Annotated in this window: 12 protein-coding genes; 9 read left to right on the top strand and 3 right to left on the bottom strand. The window is 70.6% G+C overall.

Translation table 11 applies throughout. The annotated features are described in order from the left end of the window. Positions 1-54 precede the first annotated feature (54 nt). The 3 genes from D7Y04_RS29075 to D7Y04_RS29065 all read left to right on the top strand — a co-directional run bounded on the left by D7Y04_RS29075 (position 55) and on the right by D7Y04_RS29065 (position 3,093). The gene (locus tag D7Y04_RS29075) at positions 55-723 is read left to right on the top strand and encodes a hypothetical protein (RefSeq protein WP_121761396.1); all 669 of its coding nucleotides are present in this window, start codon (positions 55-57) and stop codon (positions 721-723) included. Between the two features lie 67 nt (positions 724-790). Further along, positions 791-2,137 carry a serine protease gene (locus D7Y04_RS29070; protein WP_121761395.1) on the top strand — a complete coding sequence of 449 codons (1,347 nt, stop codon included), beginning with the start codon at positions 791-793 and terminating at the stop codon, positions 2,135-2,137. Next, entirely contained in the window at positions 2,125-3,093 is a 969-nt protein-coding gene (locus D7Y04_RS29065; RefSeq protein WP_120593867.1) for an FHA domain-containing protein, read from the top strand. The genes D7Y04_RS29070 and D7Y04_RS29065 overlap by 13 nt, the downstream gene beginning before the upstream one ends. A gap of 23 nt (positions 3,094-3,116) precedes the next feature. Here D7Y04_RS29065 and D7Y04_RS29060 read toward each other — a convergent pair whose 3' ends face one another. Beyond that, a complete protein-coding gene (locus tag D7Y04_RS29060; protein WP_120575385.1) occupies positions 3,117-4,097 on the bottom strand; it encodes an aldo/keto reductase in 981 nt (326 codons plus the stop codon). 56 nt (positions 4,098-4,153) lie between these two features. Between D7Y04_RS29060 and D7Y04_RS29055 the strand changes: the two genes are divergently transcribed. Continuing rightward, complete coding sequence (locus tag D7Y04_RS29055; RefSeq protein ID WP_121761532.1) at positions 4,154-5,350, top strand: cytochrome P450; 1,197 nt, start codon at positions 4,154-4,156, stop codon at positions 5,348-5,350. Between the two features lie 89 nt (positions 5,351-5,439). Here the strand turns inward: D7Y04_RS29055 and lon are convergent, their stop codons facing one another. Continuing rightward, the gene (lon, locus tag D7Y04_RS29050) at positions 5,440-7,899 is read right to left on the bottom strand and encodes an endopeptidase La (protein WP_121761394.1); all 2,460 of its coding nucleotides are present in this window, start codon (positions 7,897-7,899) and stop codon (positions 5,440-5,442) included. A 270-nt stretch (positions 7,900-8,169) separates the two neighbouring features. Between lon and D7Y04_RS29045 the strand changes: the two genes are divergently transcribed. The 5 genes from D7Y04_RS29045 to D7Y04_RS29025 all read left to right on the top strand — a co-directional run bounded on the left by D7Y04_RS29045 (position 8,170) and on the right by D7Y04_RS29025 (position 13,642). Further along, complete coding sequence (locus D7Y04_RS29045; RefSeq protein WP_121761393.1) at positions 8,170-9,387, top strand: VWA domain-containing protein; 1,218 nt, start codon at positions 8,170-8,172, stop codon at positions 9,385-9,387. Between the two features lie 245 nt (positions 9,388-9,632). Then, positions 9,633-10,487, top strand: coding sequence for an ImuA family protein (locus D7Y04_RS29040; protein WP_121761392.1), 855 nt, complete (start codon positions 9,633-9,635; stop codon positions 10,485-10,487). An 18-nt stretch (positions 10,488-10,505) separates the two neighbouring features. Continuing rightward, positions 10,506-12,041, top strand: coding sequence for a DNA polymerase Y family protein (locus tag D7Y04_RS29035; RefSeq protein WP_121761391.1), 1,536 nt, complete (start codon positions 10,506-10,508; stop codon positions 12,039-12,041). Between the two features lie 58 nt (positions 12,042-12,099). After that, positions 12,100-12,633, top strand: coding sequence for a hypothetical protein (locus D7Y04_RS29030; protein WP_120579563.1), 534 nt, complete (start codon positions 12,100-12,102; stop codon positions 12,631-12,633). Positions 12,634-12,670: 37 nt separating this feature from the next. Further along, positions 12,671-13,642 (top strand): NAD-dependent epimerase/dehydratase family protein, encoded by a 972-nt coding sequence (locus tag D7Y04_RS29025; protein WP_121761390.1) that lies wholly within the window; start codon positions 12,671-12,673, stop codon positions 13,640-13,642. Positions 13,643-13,729: 87 nt separating this feature from the next. Here the strand turns inward: D7Y04_RS29025 and D7Y04_RS29020 are convergent, their stop codons facing one another. Continuing rightward, positions 13,730-17,857, bottom strand: a complete 4,128-nt coding sequence (locus D7Y04_RS29020) for a CARDB domain-containing protein (protein ID WP_121761389.1) — start codon at positions 17,855-17,857, stop codon at positions 13,730-13,732. Positions 17,858-18,006: the final 149 nt, after the last annotated feature.

Genomic DNA, 18,006 nt, shown 5'->3' with positions numbered 1-18,006 from the left:
CGGCGGGGCAGGGGAGCGGGCGTGGCGCGGGCTTCGGGGTTATCCTCGGGGCCCGTGCTCCTGCCCGTCCTCACCGGTGTGTGGTTGTCGCTGTCCGGTTCGCTCGGCACGGAGCTGCGGCGGGATGGCTACAGCTTCCGGCCTCCGGACACGTTCCGGATGGCACGCTGGGAGCGCTACACCGGCTCGCAGGTGGGCGCGGTGTCGGAGGACGGCGTGCGCACGCGCGCCCTGTCCGCGGCGCTGTCGGACGGAGAGGGCCCGGACGCGGCCACGTTCCTCATCGCCGTGGTGGACGGAGGCTTCTCCGCCAGTCCTTCCGAGCGCGACTCCTTCTCCACCGCCGTGGTCCAGCACTTCCAACGGGAGCTGGGCGTGGCGCTGACGCCGGAGCGGGTGGACCGCGTGGGCGGGCCCGTGCCCCGGGTGGAGGTGCTGGGGACGCTGCGTGAAGCAGGGCAGGTGCGCACGGTGCTGGTGACGGGGCTGGCCTCCGAAGGCCGCCACGCCGTGGTGACGGTCAGCGCGCCCGCCGCCCGCTGGGACGCCCTTGCCCCTGGGGTGCGCGCCTCGCTGGAGACCTTCCGCATGGAGGCCCCCGTGACGGGCGTCGTCTCCCGGCGGCTCGCGGGGGCGCTGGCGGGCACCCTGGCCGGGGCCCTGTTGGTGTCGTACGCGGCCTGGCGCCGCCGCCGGCAGGGAGAGGGTCCGGCCACTTCGTAGCGCGGGCTGACAGGAGGGCCAAGGCGTCCCCCGGTGGGGCTCGCGGTGGGATACGGTGCCGCCGCCCATGTTCTCCCTTCTTCTTGTCGCCGTGCTCGCGCAGGGGCCCGTGGCTCCTCCGGCGCCCTCGGCGTCTCCAGCCCCGCCGGCCCTTCCAGCGCCCGACGCTGGCGTCGCGGACGTGGTGGTGCCGCCCTTGCCGGTGGCCTCGTTGCCTCCGGCCACGCACGAGCTGTTCCGCCGCATCCAGGGCCGCGTCTCGCAGGTGCGCATCATCGAGCGCCGCTCCGGGACGAAGTCCTCCATCGGCTCCGCGTTCTTCGTGAGCGCGAAGGGCCACGCCCTCACGAACTACCATGTCGTCTCCGACCTGGTGCTCCACCCGGAGGACTACACTGCGGAGCTGGACCGCGGCGACGCGACGGTGCCGGTGCGCCTGCTCGCGGTGGACGTGTCGAGCGACCTGGCCGCCATCCAGGTGGACACGCCCGTCAGCGACTACTTCAAGCTGGAGGAACACGAACCGCCGCAGGGCACGCGCCTGTTCGCCATGGGCAACCCGCGCGACCTGGGCACCACCATCGTGGAGGGCACCTACAACGGCCTGGTGCGCGACGCCCTCTACGAGCGCGTCCACTTCACCGGCGCCATCAACCCCGGCATGAGCGGCGGGCCTACGCTCAGCGGCGAGGGCGGCGTCGTGGGCGTCAACGTGGCCACCATGGGCAACCAGGTGGGCTTCCTGGTGCCGGTGGCCCGCGCGCGCGCGCTGCTCGACCGGGCGCTGGAGCAGGAAGCGCCTCCGGATCCGGCCGCGCTGATGACGTCCGTGAAGGACCAGTTGCTGGCCAACCAGCAGCGCATCACCGATCGGCTGATGGCCACGGACCTGCCGAAGCAGTCGCTGGGGGAGTACCGCGTCCCCGGCCGCTGGAGCCCGTTCCTCAAGTGCTGGGGCGACACGCCACATGATCCGGAGACGCCCTACACGGTGACGAGCTACCAGTGCTCCTCCGAGGAGGACATCTTCCTGTCCTCCAGCCACCGCACGGGCGTAGTGGCCTACCTGCACCAGCACGTGGAAAGCCAGAAGCTGGGCGCGATGCGCTTCTCCGCGCTCTACAGCACGCTCTTCTCTCAGGACCCGGACGCGGTGGCCGCCACGCGCGAGGACGTCACCAACTTCCGCTGCAAGTCGGAGTTCGTGGACGTGAACGGCCTCACTGTGCGCGCCGCCATCTGCATGCGCGCCTACCGCCGCTTCCCGGGCCTCTATGACCTGGTGCTGCGCGCGGCCACGCTGAACGCATCCACGCACGGCGTGGACACCAGCCTCACGCTGGGCGGTTTCTCCGCGGAGAACGCTCGCAAGCTGGCGCGCCGCTACCTGGAGGGCCTGTCATGGGCGAAGTGATCTTCCTGGAGGTGCTGGAAGGGGACGCCGTCCAGTCCCGTCACCGGCTGGACACGCTGCCGGTGACGGTGGGGCGTGGCTACGCCAACGACATCATCCTGGACGACCCGAAGGTCTCCGCCGAACACCTGCGCCTGGAGCGGCGCGAGGACGGCGCGGTGGTGCTGCATGACGTGGGCAGCGTCAACGGCACCTTCAGCGTGGAGCCGTGGGCGCCGCTGAAGGAGCTGGTCATCACCCCGGACGCGCGCGTGTCCGTGGGGGACACGGTGCTGCGCTTCCGGCCCCGCTCCTTCGTGGTGGAGGACACGGTCGTCAACGAAGCCCCCGAAGCCCCCAGCGAGCGCCTGATCGAGCGGCCTCGGGCCTTCGCGTTCACGCTGCAGGCGCTGGTCGTGACGTCCTTCATCTCCGAGCGGGTGACCCAGTTCCGGAAGACGGACTGGGGCGATCTGCTGATGTCCGCGGTGGTGCCCCTGGGACTGGCGCTCCTGTGGGCCGGGGGCTGGTCGCTGGCGAGCCGCATCGCGCGCAAGCGCTTCCACTTCCGCGTGCACACCACCATCGCCGCCCTGGTGCTGCTGGGCTTCTCGCTTCTACCGCCCCTGTTCGCGCTCGTGAGCTTCAGCTTCTCGCTGGGCTCGTGGCTGGCCTTCGGGCGCATGCTGGCCGTGTTGGGACTGGTGGGGTGGGGGCTCTACTGGCACCTGCGCTACGTGACGCGCTGGAGCGGCAAGCGGGTGGTTCGCGGGCTCATCATCGCGTCGGTGGGCGTGCTGATCCTCACGAACGCGTCGGAGGTGCTGGGCAATGAGCCCTTCAGCGAGGAGCTGGAGTTCCCCCGCTCGCTCCTGCCGCCGGTGCTGCGCGTGGCTCCGGCGCACTCCATGGATTCGTTCTTCGAGGACGTGAAGCCGCTGGAGAAGAAGGTGGACGCGCTCGTGAAGGAGCGCTGAAGCGCGTCCACCCCTGGCACCGCCTACAGGCCGCGCACCGCGTGCGGCTTGTAGGGAGCCTCCAACGCCTTCACTTCTTCCGGCGCGAGCTTGAGGCTCACGGCCTTCACCGCGTCCTCCAGGTGCTCGGGCTTCGTCGCGCCGATGATGGGCGCGGTGACGACGGGCTTGGACAACAGCCACGCCAGGGCCACCTGCGCGGGCGGGGCCTTGCGCGCTTCCGCCACCTGCTTCACCGCCTCCACCACGTCCCAGTCTCCGGGCTGGTTGTAGAGGATGGGCGACAGCGTGTCGGAGCCCGCGCGCGTCGTGGCCTCCTTGTCGTCCAGCGATTTGCGTGAACCCGCGAGCAGCCCTCGCGCCAGCGGAGACCACGGGATGACGCCCACGCCTTCCGCCTCGCAGAGGGGCAGCATCTCCCGCTCCTCCTCGCGGTAGACCAGGTTGTAGTGGTTCTGCATGGACACGAAGCGCGCCCAGCCGTTGCGCTCGGACACGCTGAGCGCGCGCATGAACTGCCACGCGTACGCGGAGCTCGCGCCCAGGTAGCGCACCTTCCCCTGGCGCACGAGCTGATCCAACGCGGCCAGCGTCTCCTCGATGGGCGTGTTCGGATCCATCCGGTGGATTTGGTAGAGGTCGATGGTGTCCACGCCCAGCCGCTTGAGGCTCGCCTCGCACGCTTGCGTGATGGCTTTGCGCGACAGGCCGCGCTCGTTCTGGCCGCTACCCGTGGGGAAGTAGACCTTCGTGGCCAGCACCACCTCGTCCAGCTTCGCGTACTTGCGCAGCGCGCGGCCCGTCACCTCTTCACTGACTCCGTCCGAGTACATGTTCGCGGTGTCGAAGAAGGTGACGCCCAGCTCCACCGCGCGGCGGAAGAAGGGCTGCGCCGCCTCTTCGTCCAGCACCCACGGGCGCCACTTCGGAGTGCCGTAGCTCATGCAGCCCAGGCAGATGCGGGAGACCCGCAGGCCGGTGTGTCCCAGGTTGGCGTACTTCATGGGTCCGCTCCTTCGCGTGTGTTGCCAGAGACGTTCGCAGCTTGCGTATGCCCAGCATGAGCGAGCGCTTCAACCTCTTGTCGCCGGAAGTGAAGGCCAACCCCTATCCCACCTACGCCCGCATGCGCCACGAGGCCCCCGTGTGTCAGGTGGAGCCCGGTGGCATGTGGGCCGTGTCGCGCCATGAAGACGTGCTGCGCGTCCTCAAGGACCCCCAGCGCTTCTCCTCGCAGGGCTTCCGCGTGGCCACCAACCCGCCATGGCTGGGCGGCAATCCCTTCTCCGAGTCCATGCTCACCATGGACCCGCCCCAACAAGGCCGCCTGCGGGTGCTGGTGCAGAAGGCGTTCGGCGCCGTCGCCATGGCCCGGCTGGAGCCCCGCGTGCGCGACATCTGCCGGCAGGCGGTGGCGGAGCTGCCTCGCGGAGTGCCGGTGGACCTGATGCCGCCGTACGCGCTGCGGATTCCTGCCGCCGTCATCAGCGAGCTGCTGGGCCTGGACCCCGCGCGCACCACGCGCCTGAAGCAGTGGGCGGATCTGATCACGGGTGGCGTCACCACCGTCCGGCCGGACGAAGAGGACCGCAAGCAGAAGGCCCGCGACGCGGTGGCGGAGCTGCGCCAGTACTTCGGCGAGGTGCTGGACGCCCGCGCCCGCGCGCCCGGCACGGACCTGGTCAGCGAGCTGCAACAGGCCCGCGTGGACGGCGAGGCCCTGTCGAAGGACGAGCTCATCGCCTTCATGGCGCTCCTGCTGGTGGGCGGAATCGAGACGGTGGTGCACCTGCTGGGTGCGTCGCTCGTCGTGCTGAGGGAGCACCCGGAGATCTGGGCCCAGCTGCGCTCGGACCGCTCGCGCATCCCCGCGTTCATCGACGAGGTGCTGCGCTACGAACCGCCCGCCCAGGCCGCGCCGCGCCTCACCACGGAGGCGGTGGAGCTGGGCGGGGTGCGCCTGCCCAAGGGCGCTCCGGTGCTCGTACTCCTGGGCTCTGCCGCGCACGACGAGGCGCACTTCCCGGACGCGGACCGCTTCAACCTGTCCCGCCCCGGCCCGCAGAACCTGCCCTTCGGCCACGGCGTCCACTTCTGCCTGGGCGCGCAGCTGGCGCGCATGGAGGGCCGCCTCGCGCTGGAGGCCCTGCTGGACGCCTTCCGCCACCTGCAGGCCGCCCCGGAGCCCATGACGTGGCACAGGACGCTGGTGGTGCGCGGGCCCGCCACGCTGCCGCTCATCCTGCACCCGCATTGAAGCGAAGCAGGGCAGGGCGGCCCCGCAAAGACGACGGGCAGGTCCCCGATGAAGGGAACCTGCCCGCGTCACTGCTTCACTTCAGGGTCTTACGCCCGGACTTCCGCCGGGGGCGTGTCCGTGGTGGGCGCGGCGATCGCGGCGCCCTCCTTGAACGGAGACGTCTCCAGCGCGGCGTTGAGGACCTCGTCCATCTTCGTGGCGAAGATGAACTCCAGCTCGTTCTTGGCCTGATCCGGCACGTCGATCAGGTCCTTGCGGCAACGCTCCGGCAGGATGACGCGCTTGATGCCCGCGCGGTGCGCCGCCAGGACCTTCTCCTTGATGCCGCCCACCGGCAGCACCAGGCCACGCAGCGTGGCCTCGCCCGTCATCGCCGTGTCGTGCCGCACCCGGATGCCCGTCAGCAGGCTGGTGAGCGCGGTCAGGATGGTGACGCCGGCCGAAGGACCATCCTTGGGGATGGAGCCCGCGGGGAAGTGCAGGTGCAGGTCCGTCTTCTCCAGGAAGTTGGACGGGATGCCCAGCGCCTCCGCCTTGCTGCGCAGGTAGCTCAGAGCCGCCGTGGCGGACTCCTTCATCACGTCGCCCAGCTGGCCGGTCAGGGTCATGCCACCCTTGCCCGCCATCTTGGTCGCTTCGATGAAGAGCAGATCGCCGCCCGCCGCGGTCCACGCGAGGCCCGTCGCCACACCGGGAACCTCCGTGCGCTCCGCGACCTCCGAGTAGAACATCTCGGGCCCGAGGATCTCCTTCACCCGCTCCGCGCCGATGGTCTGCTTCTCCATCTTGCCGCCGGCCACTTCCACCGCCACCGCGCGGCAGATGTCCGCGATGCGGCGCTCCAGGTTACGCACGCCCGCCTCGCGGGTGTACGACGTGGTCAGGATGAGCAGCGCCTCGTCCTGCACCTCGATGTGGTCCCCGTTGAGGCCGTGCTCCTTGAGCTGCTTCGGCACGAGGTGGATGCGGGCGATGGCCTGCTTCTCCTCGAACGTGTAGCCCGTCAGCTCGATGATCTCCATGCGGTCGCGGAGCGGCCCGGGGATGGGATCCAGCTGGTTCGCCGTGGCGACGAACATGACCTTCGACAGGTCGAACGCCACGTCCAGGTAGTGGTCGCTGAACGTGCTGTTCTGCTCCGGGTCCAGCACCTCCAGCAGCGCCGCGCTCGGGTCGCCGCGGAAGTCCGCGCCCAGCTTGTCGATTTCGTCCAGCATCATGACCGGGTTCTTCGTCCCGGCCTTCTTCATGCTCTGGATGAAGCGGCCCGGCAGCGCGCCCACGTACGTGCGGCGGTGGCCACGGATTTCGGCCTCGTCACGCACGCCGCCCAGCGACAGGCGCACGAACTTGCGGCCCGTGGCCTTGGCCACGCTCTGGCCCAGCGACGTCTTGCCGACGCCCGGGGGACCGACGAGGCACAGGATGGGCCCGCGCATGTCGTTCTTCAGCTTGCGGACGGCCAGGTACTCCAGGATGCGCTTCTTCACCTTCTTGATGCCGAAGTGATCCTTGTCCAGCTGCTGGCGCGCGTTCTCGATGTCGAGGTTGTCCTCGCTGATCTTCGACCACGGCAGGTCCGCGATCCAGTCCAGGTAGGTGCGCGCGACGGTGTACTCGCTGGAGGCCGCCGGAATCGTCTTCAGGCGGTTGAGCTCCTTCTGGGCGACCTTCTCCACCTCGGGGGGCAGGGCGGCCTTCTTCAGGCGCTCCTGGAGCTCGTCCAGCTCCTCTTCCTCTTCGCCCATCTCGCCGAGCTCTTCCTTGATCGCCTTGAGCTGCTGGCGCAGGTAGTACTCGCGCTGGGTCTTCGACATCTCGCCCTTCACGGCGGAGTCGATCTTGTTGGAGAGCTTGAGGATCTCGCGCTTGCGGTTGAGCAGCTCCAGGACGAGCTTCATGCGTGCCTTGAGGTCGACCGTCTCCAGCACGGCCTGCTTCTCCTCGATGGGCACGTCCACGTTGGCGGCGATGAGGTCCGCCAGGTGGCCCGGATGCGTGATGCTCTCCACCAGCTCCGTGGCGGCGGCGGGCAGCTCGGGCATCAGCTCGATGACCTCGCGCGCCAGCTTCTTCAGGTTGATGCCCAGGGCCTCGACCTCGACGTTCTCGGAGGAGGTCTTGTCCTCGACCGCGTCGACGCGGGCCTTCAGGTAGGGGGCTTCCTGGACCAGCTCCATCACGCGGAAGCGCGCGAGGCCCTGGACCACGAGCGAGTAGTTGTCCTCGCCCATCTTCAAGAGCTTCACGATGCGGGCGACGGTGCCCATCGTGTACAGGTCGGACGCGCCCGGATCCTCTTCCTCGGCGCGGCGCTGCGTCACGACGCCGATGACCTGGTCGTCACGGACGGCGTCCTTGATCAGCGCAATCGTCTTCTGGCGGCCGACGGCCAGGGGCAGCACGCCGCCAGGGAAGAAGACACTGTTGCGCAGCGGCAGGATGGGCAGCACCTGCGGAATGTCTTCCTTGTTGATGAGCCCCGGAGGGGCCATCGCGGTGGGCATGGCGCTGGCCGCGGTGCCCTTCTTCTTCTCGTCAGACATGGGAGTTCGGCCTCTTCCTTGCTTGAACCCGGTCAGCAAGCGGCCGGGCCGGTGAACCATCCGGTTGTTTTCTGCGGCGGATGAACCAACGTAACAACCAAACGGGACATGGCAAACGCGATGTGCGTTATTTCCGTGCCTCGTCGGCTGTACGACTCTCCTCTATGTAACGGCCCAGAAGTCTCGCGTCCGGTGAAGGGGTGGGGCATGCTTGCCCCCTCTCACGCCTGATGCGGTGCGCGAGCGCGCGTCCCCGCACTGGAGGACGATGTGAAGCTCCACACCTGCGCCCACCTGATGTCGCTGTCCGCGCTCCTGGCGCTCGGATGCCACTCCCCCGTGGATGACGATGGCTCCACGGTCCCGGACGCCTGCGAGGCGACCCCTCCGTTGGTGGCCCCCCAGAAGACGGACATCCTCTTCGTCATCGACAACTCCGGATCCATGAGCGAGGAGCAGCAGGGAATCGCGACGGAACTGCCCGCCTTCCTGGCCGCGCTGAAGGAGGGCAACGGTGTGTCCCAGGACTTCCGCGTGGGGGTCATCACCACCTCCGTGTACCAACGCCAGCGCTTCGCGGACGGGGCGGACGTCATCCGCTCCTTCCCGGATCAGGAAGGCCGGCTGCGGCCGGTGAGGGACGAGTCGAACCAGCCCACCGCCGAGCGCTTCATCGAGGGGTCGGATCCGCTGCTGCTGCCCAAGTTCCAGCGGCTGGTGGACCAGGGAACCTCTGGCAGCGGCCAAGAAGCGCCCTTCGAGGCGGTGCGGCTGGCGGTCGCTTCGCCCCTGGCCACCCAGCCCCTGGCGGAAGGGGGCAACGGGGGCTTCCTGCGGGACGACGCCCGCCTGCTGGTGGTGGTGGTGTCCGACGAGGAGGACTGCAGCTCCACCCAGCGGCCGCCCCCGGTGGCGCTGGGCGAGGACCGGGCCGTGGACTCGTGCACGGAGCAGGGGGACAAGCTGACGCCGGTGTCGGAGTACTACCAGGCCTTCCAGAGCCTGCGTGACAGCCAGGGCGTGTCGCGTGAGGTGCTGTGGGCGACCATCGGGCCGGTGGCGGTGACGGACAAGCGCGCGGAGCTGATCGTGGACACGACGAGCGGCACCACCTACGTGCGCAACGTCGACTGCCCGACGTCCTACGGGCCCGGCTACCGGCAGAGCGACATGGCGAAGGCGTTCGACGCGACCCGGGCGAACCTGGATTCCATTTGCAGGACGAGCTACCAGCAGACGCTGCTGGACATCGCGGACCTGGCCACGGTGGCGCAGAGCGTGGCCGTGGTGAACCTGCCGGATCCGCGGCTCGCGGTGGTGAACGTCACGCGCGCGGATGGATCCGTGCAGACGTGCACGGCGGGCAACGGCGACTTCCGCTACGAGCCCCCCAGTGGCGACCGCTCCGCGCGCATCTTCTTCCTGGGGCCGTGCCTCCGGCGCGTGGGCGACACGAAGGTGGAGGTGAAGGTGCTGTGCGCCGGATAGCCCGGGGCTGATCCGCCGCGCATCACCCGAAGGGCCCCGCGAAGGACGCGGGGCCCTTTTTCGTGGGTCCGCACGTGACCTGTCATGTCCGGTGCCAAAAAAAGAATGCGCGCGGATCCGCCTCCTTCCGTCGAGTGGAGCACCCGACGCGACAGGTCCGATGCACTCGGAATGCAGCCTGTTTGGGTGTCAGAAGGCTTCGGATACTGGCCCCATGCGCGCGGTGCGCGAGGCGAGGAGGCCACATGGGCGCGGCGATCGAACGGTCGGGGTTGGCGGTGGTGGAGGAGCTGCGCGAACGGATCCGCCAGTTGCAGGCGGCGCCCCGTCGCGCGCTGTCGGTGCTGCGCACGGGCGTGGACGCGGTGGACGCGCTGCTGCCTCAAGGTGGCCTGCCGTTGGGGCACTCCGTGGAGCTGTGCGGCGAGGCGGCGTCGGGACGCACCAGCCTGGCGTTGCGAGCGGTGGCGGCCGCGCACCGGGAGCTGCGCTTGTGCGCGTGGGTGGATGGTCCGAAGGAGCTCTATCCCCCCGCGGCGGCGGCGCTGGGCGTGGACCTGGAGCGGCTGCTCGTCGTGCGGCCCCAGGCCTTCGCGCAGCGGGTGTGGGCCGCCGTGCAGCTGGCGCGCAGTGGTGCCTTCACGGCGGTGGTGGTGGATCTGACGCTCGGCGTGGGCGCTCCGGGCCGTCCGGAGCGGCTGGCCCTGACGGAGGCGCGCAAGCTCGCGGACGCGGCGGCGCGGGGCGGGACGCTGGTGTTGCTGCTGACGTCGCCGGAGGCGCCCGCGGACGGGCTCGCGCGGCTGCGGCTGGAGGCCCGGGGCGTCCAGGGCTGGTCCGTGGAGTTGGAGCGCAGCCGTGGAGGGGGCGTGGGGACACGCGTCGTGAGCCCCTGGCGGGAGCTCTACCCGGAGGTGGGGCTGGATGCCGGGGCGCGGCTGCTAGACGCGGACGTGGAAGCGTCTGGGGACGCGGGACCGGACTTCTACCGGGACCCCGCCGACCGCGTGCGCAACGGCATGGGCATCCTGGGTCAGCGCCCCGGCCGGGACGCGCCCATGCCTTCGCTGGGTGGCGCGCTGTCCCCGGCCGGCCGCTGACAGGAAAGAGGGTGGGCCATGCGGAGGGGCTACCTGCACGTCACGCGCTTCCCGGTACAGCGAAAGGTCATTGAGTCGCCCGCGCTCGCGGGCCAGCCGCTGGTGCTGGTGGAAGAGGTGCGCGGCCAGCGCCGGGTAGCCTTCGCCTCCACGCGCGCGCTGAAGGCTGGCGTGCGGACGGGGATGACGCTGACGGCGGCCACCGCGTTGGAGCCCGAGCTGCGGAACTTCCCGTACCGGTTGAAGGACGAGGCCCAGGCGCTGGCCTCGCTGGGGGAGTCGCTGCTCGGCCTGTGTCCTGGCTTCCAACGCGACTCGCCGGACGGGCTGTGGTTCGACGCGAGCGCGGCGCACCTGGTGGGCGGCGAAAGGGAGTTGGGCGCGCGCGTGCTGGAGGTCTGCGGCGAGCAGGGCTACCGGGCGCACGTGACGGTGGCGTCGGAGGCGTTCACCTCGCGAGTGCTGGCGCGGTATGGCTCCCAGCGGGTGGCGGTGGTGTCGGAGGGGCAGGGCGCTCGGGCGTTGGCGCCCCTGCCGCTGGGAGCGCTGGAGGACTCGGCGGCGAAGGCCTTCTCCGTCCTGGGGCTATCCACGTTGGGAGAGGTGGCGGCGCTGCCGGCCGGGGCGGTGACGGCGCGAGGAGGCGCCGGTGCGGCCCGGGTCCATGCGCGGTGCCGGGGCGTGGACGACACGCCCTTCACGCCGGATCCGTTGGAGGAGGCGCTGGAGGATCGGGTGGTGTTGGACGCGCCCGCGGACACCTTCGAACCCGTGCAGTTCGCGCTCAAGACGCTGCTCGACAGGCTGGGCGCGCGGCTGTCCGGGCGGCAGCGGGCGGCGGTGCGGCTCACCTTCGTGCTGCGCCTGGACCCCACCGGCGAGGCCCAGGTGCCGCTCCTGCTGGCGCGGCCCACGGCGCAAGCGAAGCTGCTGTTGGACCTGGCTCGGCACCGGCTGGGTGAATTGCGGCTGGAGCGGCCGGTGGCGGAGGTCTCCGTGCGGGTGGACGCGCACGACGAGGACCTGGGTCAGCAGCTGGCGCTGGGAGATGCGCCGGAGGGGGACGCGGCCCTGGAGGGCGTGCTGTCGCGGCTGGCGACGACGCTGGGCGAGGGGGCGCTGTTCGCCGCGTCCCTGGAGGCCGTGCACCGGCCGGAGTCCGCGCATACGCCCCGCGCCTTCCATCCTCCAGAGGCGCGGCGCGGCCTGCTGTCCCCGTCGGGCCCACTGGCTCCGGCGCCGGAGTCCGCCGCGCCCATCACCGTCTGGCGCGAGGCGGGGGCCGCCCGGGAGCGGCCGTCGCGGCTGCTGGCCCAGCCGGCCCGGCTGGACGCGGAGGTGACGGCGTCCGGGGAGATGCTGGCGGCGCGGATCTCGGGACGGCGGCACCGGGTGACGGCGATGGCGGGGCCGGAGCGACTGGGTGGCGAATGGTGGACGGACACCCCGTACCAGAGGGACTACTACCGCGTGCACTTCGAGGGGCTGGGGCCCGCCTGGGTGTACCGGGACGGGCGGGACGGGGACTTCTACCTGCAGGGGTTGTTCGATTGAGGGGCGGGCGGGTGCGGTCGGGGTGGAGGCCCCGCCGCTTGTGGCCTAGCGTGATGGCATGCGCCCCGCACGACTCCTCCCGCTGCTGCTCGTGTCCCTCGTCCTTCCGGCCTGCGCCGCACGGCAGGTGCGCCCGGAGGGGAGCATCCGCAAGGTGGTGGTAGTGGCGGGCTCGCGCGTGGACGTGCTGCCCACGGGCACGTTCCGCCAGGACATCATCGGAGAGAGCAACCCGCGCACGGTGCTGGCCCGCCAGACGGAGGCGGAGCTCCTCTCGCGCGGCTTCGAGGTCGTGGCCACGCGCCAGTCCCAGGCCCCGGTGCCGCTCACGGACGAGGTGTCCTCCTTCGTCCAGCAGAACAAGGCCGAGGCCGCGGTGGTGGTCATCCTGGACTGGCTGGACGTATCCGGCGCGACGGTGCTGGGCCGGGTGGACGTGGTGCTGCGGCTGGGCATGGTGGACCCCACCGGCCAGGTGCTCTGGACGGACACGTTCCGTTCGCAGCCTGTGGTGAGCGCCTACCAGTCCGCGACGGACTGGAACTCGTTCCTGCGCCGGGCCGTCATCGACGCGGTGCAGGTGGTGCCGTGACGGCGGTCGTCCTTCCTTCGCGCGTGACGAGGGGGGCATGCGGGTCCTGGTGACGGGCGCGGCGGGCTTCATCGGCGCCCACGTCTGCGAGCGGCTCCTCTCCCGAGGCGACACGGTGGTGGGGCTGGACGCGCTGGACGCGGCCCCTGGGGACGTGGCGCTGCGGCGCGCACGCCTCCAGCGGCTGTCCGGTGCGCGTGGCTTTACCTTTCTGTCCGGGGACATCACCGACGCGGCCCGGCTGGGCGAAGCGTTCACGGCCGCGCGTCCGGAGGGCGTGGTGCACCTGGCCGCTCGGGTGGGCGTGCGGGCCCCGGACGCGGAGGCTCCGGCGTACTCGGACACCAACGTGACGGGCTTCGTGCGCGTGCTGGAGGCCTGCCGCGAGGCGCGCGTCCAGCACCTGGTCTACGCGTCCTCCAGCTCCGTGTACGGCGCGGCCACGCCCGCTCCGTTCCGCGAGGACGCGCCTGTGGATCAACCGCTCAACCTCTACGGCGCCACCAAGCGCGCCAACGAGTTGATGGCGCACGCGTACAGCCACCTGCACCGGCTGCCCACGAGCGGCCTGCGCTTCTTCACGGTGTACGGGCCGTGGGGACGTCCGGACATGGCGCCGCTGCTCTTCCTGCGCGCGCTGGCGAAGGGTGAGCCCCTGCGGCTGCACGGCGACGGGCGGATGCGGCGCGACTTCACCTTCGTGGACGACGTGGCGGAGGCCGTGCTGCGCGTGTTGGACCGCCCTCCGACGGGGAGCCCGCCGCACCGGCTGCTCAACGTGGGCCACGGCGAGCCGGTGGCGCTGGGGGACTTCGTGGGCCTGCTGGAGCGGCACTGGGGTACGAAGGCCCGCGTGACGTCCGTGCCCTCGGTGCCCGCGGAGATGGTCTCCACGTGGGCGGACACCTCGCGGCTGGAGGCGGAGACGGGCTTCAGGCCGCGCGTGTCCGTGGACGCGGGCGTGGCCCGGCTGGTGGCGTGGTTCCGCGAGTGGAGCGCCACCCGCTGAGGTTCATGTGAAACGGCGGCGGGCGCCGCCCGGGGCTCGTGAAGACCCCGGCCGACGCCCGCGTGTCCTACGTGCGGCGGAATGCGGCTACGGCAGCACCGCGAGGAAGTTCTCGACGAAGGCGTTGTTGTCCTCGCGCAGCTCCGTCACCCACCGCTGAGCGTCCACCAGCGCGCCCAGGTAGAACAGCCCGGAGCCCTGGTAGCCGGGCAGCGTGTTCGCGGTGGTGAAGAGCTGGCGCGTCGTGCAGCTCCCCGCCTCCAGATTGTCCACGTCCAGCGCGCCCAGGGTCACCTGGGTGGAGGAGGACGGCATCTCGTCCGGGAACGCCAGGGTGGGCTGGGTGGAGAGGAGGAGCTCCACCTGGCTGTTCCACCCCGAGGGCTGCGTGCCCTGGTTGCAGACCGTCACGGTGGTGCTGAACATCTCACCCCCGCGCACGGCGAACGGCGCGACGACTTCCGTGACGACCAGGTCCGGCCCGAACCCCACGCCGATGCGGCCCCGCACGAAGGCGTTGTTGTCCGTGCGCAGCTCGTCGTTGGGAGACCATGCGCGAATGAAGGCCCCCACGAAGAGGGACTCTTCCGGATCCGCAGCGGGCGGATTGGCGTGGAGGGTGCCTTCCCGCGTGACGCACGCGTTCTCGGGCAGGGACGGAATCTCCACCGCTCCCGCCAGGGACACGCTGGAGGCCGGATCTCCACCGGGGAAGGTCAGCTCCGGCGGCGTGGACGACGTGGAGAGGAAGAACTCCACCGTCTGGGTGGAAGAGGGCTGAGTGCCCTGGTTGCAGACGGTGACGGGGAGCTGCGCCTGTCCATAAGGCTCGAGGTTCTCCGGCCCGCCCATCGCGGTGATGACGAGGTCCGGCGCGTTCCCCACGCCGACGCGCGGCCCGACGAACGTGTTGTTGTCCTTGCGCACCTCCGACGTGCTCCAGTACCGGTCCACGGTGGCCCCCACGTAGTACGTGAGCGGCTCCGAGCTCGTGTACCCGTAGAAGTTGCCGGTCACCGGCAGGGTGAGGCAGGTGTGCCCGGCCAGTTGGGGAATGAAGAACTCGCCCAGGAACTCATCCAGGGGCACCTGGTGCGCGCCGCCCTGCGGAGGCAGGGACAGCTGGGGATGGGACAGCAGTTGCAGCGTCACCGGCAGGCTGTCCCACGAGGCCAGGGAGCCCTGGTTGCAGACGGTGACGGTGGCGGTGAAGGACTGGCCGTACCGGATGCTGGCGGGCGCCGTCAGCGCGGTGATGATCAGGTCGGCCCCCGACCCCACGCCCAGGCGCCCCTTCACGAAGACGTTGTTGTCCTCGAGCAGCTCCGTCCGGCCCTGGAACGGATCCACGACGGCGCTCAGGTACAGGGGCTGCTGCGGCGACGCTCCCGAGGGCCGGTCGACGGACACCATCCCCATGGCGCTCACGCACTGTCCGGCATCGAGCGGCGCGACGTTCAGGTACCCCGCCATGAACTGGTTGGGATCGTTGGGGGACGGCGGCGGTGAGCCCGGCGGAGGCAGGTTCCAGGTCTCCTCCGTGGACACGACGAGCGCCACCTCGGTGGAGCTCACGGAATCGGTGCCCACGTTGCAGACGCGCACGGTGGCGGCGAACGGCTCCCATGGCGCGACGGTGGAGGGGGCCGTCACCGCGGTGACCACCAGGTCCGGCCCGTTGCCCACGCCAATGGCGCCCGCCACGCGGGTGTTGTTGTCCCAGCGCAGCTCCTGCGGCATCGCCTCCCGGTTGACGACGGCCCCCAGGTACAGCGGGCGGAACGGAACCGCGTCGGGCGGCGCATCCGCCCACCCGGAGATCTGCCGCGTGGTGCAGGCTCCCGCGCCCAGCGACGGCAGGGACGCGTCACCCACGAACCTCTGGCCGCCCATGGGCATGGGCGGGAACGCCAGCGGATCCGGCGCCGGCAGCGTGTCGTCCACGCTCAAGTAGACCGCCACGCGCGAGCCGCCGCTCAGCGGCCCCGTGCCCACGTTGCAGACCTTCACCTTGCTGGTGAAGGTCTCCCCGGGCCGCACGCTGGCGGGCCCCTGCAGCTCGGTGATGACGAGGTCCGGCCCGTTGCCCACGCCAACGATGCCCGCGGCGAAGCCGTTGTTGTCCACGCGCGGCTCGAACTGCTGCATGTCCACGACCGCGCTCAGGTTCAGGGGCCGCTCGAACGGCGAGAGCATCGAGTCCACCGGACGCGAGGCCTGGAACGTGGAGCGCTGGGTCGTGCACTGCCCGGCCGCCAGCATCGCGTAGGCCTGGGCGCGGCCCTGGAAGGCGTAGGCCCGCGGGAGCTCCGCGAACACGGGGGGCGCCGGATACGGCCGCGACACGGGCGGCGCGGTCTCCGTGGAGAGGAACAGCGAGACCCCGTAGCTATACACGGGGGCCGTGCCCTGGTTGCAGACCGTATAGGTCGCGCTGAAGGGCTGGCCGTCCTGGAGGTCCGCGGGGGCGCGTACGTCGGTGATCACCACGTCCGCGTCCGGTCCCGTGCCCACCAGTCCCTGGATGAACGTGTTGTTGTCCTCGTCCATCTCCTGGACGTTATGGACCGTGTCGATGGCCGCGCCCAGGTACAGGGGCTGACCCGGCTGCGCCTCCATGGGCAGGTTGCGGTAGGCGTTCACCTGCACCGTCTGGCACTGGCCGGCGGGGAGGTAGGTCACGTCCGCTCCGCCCACCGGGGCCTGGGTCTGCGTGGGGTAGGGCCCGTACAACGGCGCGAGCGTCACCGAGGCTTCCGTGGAGAGGAAGAGCTCCAGGTGGGCGTAGCCAGACAGGTTGGCCGTGCCCACGTTGCAGACCTGCGCCTCGACGGGGAACGAATAGGAATCCGGGAGGTGGGTGGGGCCCTTCAGCGACCGCACCACCAGGTCGGGGCGATAGCCCTCGCGCACGGTGCCCTTCGTGAAGGTGTTGTTGTCGTCACGCAGCTCCGGGACGTACAGCAGTCCGTCCACGCGCGCGCCCAGGTACAGCGGACCGCCATGCTGGAAGGCCGGGGGCGGGTACGTGACGCCGAACACCGGCAGCGTGACGCACCGTCCCGCATCCAACCCCGGCGCCTGCGCCTGTCCGACGAAGGACTCCGTCAGGGCGCCGGGCTGCTGCGAAGCAGGCAGCGGGGACTCCGTGGACAGCAGCACGTCCGCGCGTACATCCATGGCCCGGTCCGTGCCCACGTTGCACACCGTCACGGAGCCGGAGAACGAGTGCCCCGGGCCGATGTTCGTGGGCCCCGTCATGTCGGTGACCACCAGGTCGGCCTTGTCGCCCACGCTCAGCCGGCCCGCGACGCGCGTGTTGTTGTCCTCGCGCAGTTCGGGGCGCTGCTGCCGCGGGTCGATGATGGCGCCCACGTACAGCGGCTGCCCGGGCTGGGTGGCCGCCGGGGGACTCTGCGGGAACGCCTGCGTCCGGACCGTGAAGCAGCGGCCCGCCTCCAGCGGCGGCACGGGGACGATGCCCATCGGCGCCTGAACATCCACCGGCGCGCCCGGTGTGGGAAGGCTCAGGGTGTCCAGCGTGGAGATGTAGAGCTCCGCCTCGGAATGGGGCGACTCCTCCGTGCCCACGTTGCAGACGCGCACGTCGGCGAGGAGGGCCGTTCCCGGCCGGACGCTCGCGGGCATGTGCACTTCGGACACCACGAGGTCCGGGCCCAGGCCCACGCCCATCAGGCCGCGGACGAAGCCGTTGTTCGTCTCATCCAGCTCCGTCACGGACTGCCCCGTGTCGATGCTGGCGCCCAGATAGAAGGCGGTGCCGGGCTGCCCCGGAGGCGGCATCGCGTTGGCGGTCACGGTGCGCGTGACGCACTGGAGGGGCTCCAGCGGGCCCACGTCCTTCTGGCCCACGGTGATCTGCTGGGTCGGGGGCGGAGCGTTGGGGTCAGGCACCTGCTGGGTGGGGGTCGTGGACAGGTACAGCTGCAGGAACGTGCCGCTGCCCTGGGGGTACGCGGCCGCGGAGCCCTGGTTGCAGACCTTCACGGTGGCGGTGAAGTCATTCCCGTCCCGAACGCTGTCAGGGGCGCGAAGCTCGGTGATGATCAGGTCCGAGCCGTGGTCCAGTGAATGGCTTTGACCGCGGGCGGAGGGCGCGTGGGTAGACGCGCCTTCACTTCCGCAGCCGGTGATGACGAGCGTGCCAGTAATGAGCAGACACGCGTGTCTCCATGACGGCGAGAGCCGTTGCATGTGTTCTCCTTGGGGGAATGTTCAATCAACCAGACGCCGGCCGCTGGGCCAGGTCTGGTGCGATGACGACACTAAAGGGATGCCCTGACATACGAAAAGCCAATGTGCTTCAAACCCAGCGTGTTGGATGCGTGGCCTGGAAAGGCAAA

Origin of the sequence: Corallococcus sp. AB038B (genome assembly GCF_003668955.1) — a bacterium.
GTDB lineage: Bacteria > Myxococcota > Myxococcia > Myxococcales > Myxococcaceae > Corallococcus > Corallococcus exiguus.
Note: the sequence above shows the minus strand (reverse complement) of the source record. Positions and strands in the feature narration are given on the sequence as shown.

What these genes read in the sequence shown, in the direction of transcription:
- D7Y04_RS29020 (WP_121761389.1), bottom strand. Translation starts at nt 17,857, where the DNA reads ATGCAACGGCTCTCGCCGTCATGGAGACACGCGTGTCTGCTCATTACT.
- D7Y04_RS29055 (WP_121761532.1), top strand. Translation starts at nt 4,154, where the DNA reads ATGAGCGAGCGCTTCAACCTCTTGTCGCCGGAAGTGAAGGCCAACCCC.
- lon (WP_121761394.1), bottom strand. Translation starts at nt 7,899, where the DNA reads ATGTCTGACGAGAAGAAGAAGGGCACCGCGGCCAGCGCCATGCCCACC.
- D7Y04_RS29065 (WP_120593867.1), top strand. Translation starts at nt 2,125, where the DNA reads ATGGGCGAAGTGATCTTCCTGGAGGTGCTGGAAGGGGACGCCGTCCAG.
- D7Y04_RS29060 (WP_120575385.1), bottom strand. Translation starts at nt 4,097, where the DNA reads ATGAAGTACGCCAACCTGGGACACACCGGCCTGCGGGTCTCCCGCATC.
- D7Y04_RS29030 (WP_120579563.1), top strand. Translation starts at nt 12,100, where the DNA reads ATGCGCCCCGCACGACTCCTCCCGCTGCTGCTCGTGTCCCTCGTCCTT.
- D7Y04_RS29035 (WP_121761391.1), top strand. Translation starts at nt 10,506, where the DNA reads ATGCGGAGGGGCTACCTGCACGTCACGCGCTTCCCGGTACAGCGAAAG.
- D7Y04_RS29070 (WP_121761395.1), top strand. Translation starts at nt 791, where the DNA reads ATGTTCTCCCTTCTTCTTGTCGCCGTGCTCGCGCAGGGGCCCGTGGCT.
- D7Y04_RS29040 (WP_121761392.1), top strand. Translation starts at nt 9,633, where the DNA reads ATGGGCGCGGCGATCGAACGGTCGGGGTTGGCGGTGGTGGAGGAGCTG.
- D7Y04_RS29025 (WP_121761390.1), top strand. Translation starts at nt 12,671, where the DNA reads ATGCGGGTCCTGGTGACGGGCGCGGCGGGCTTCATCGGCGCCCACGTC.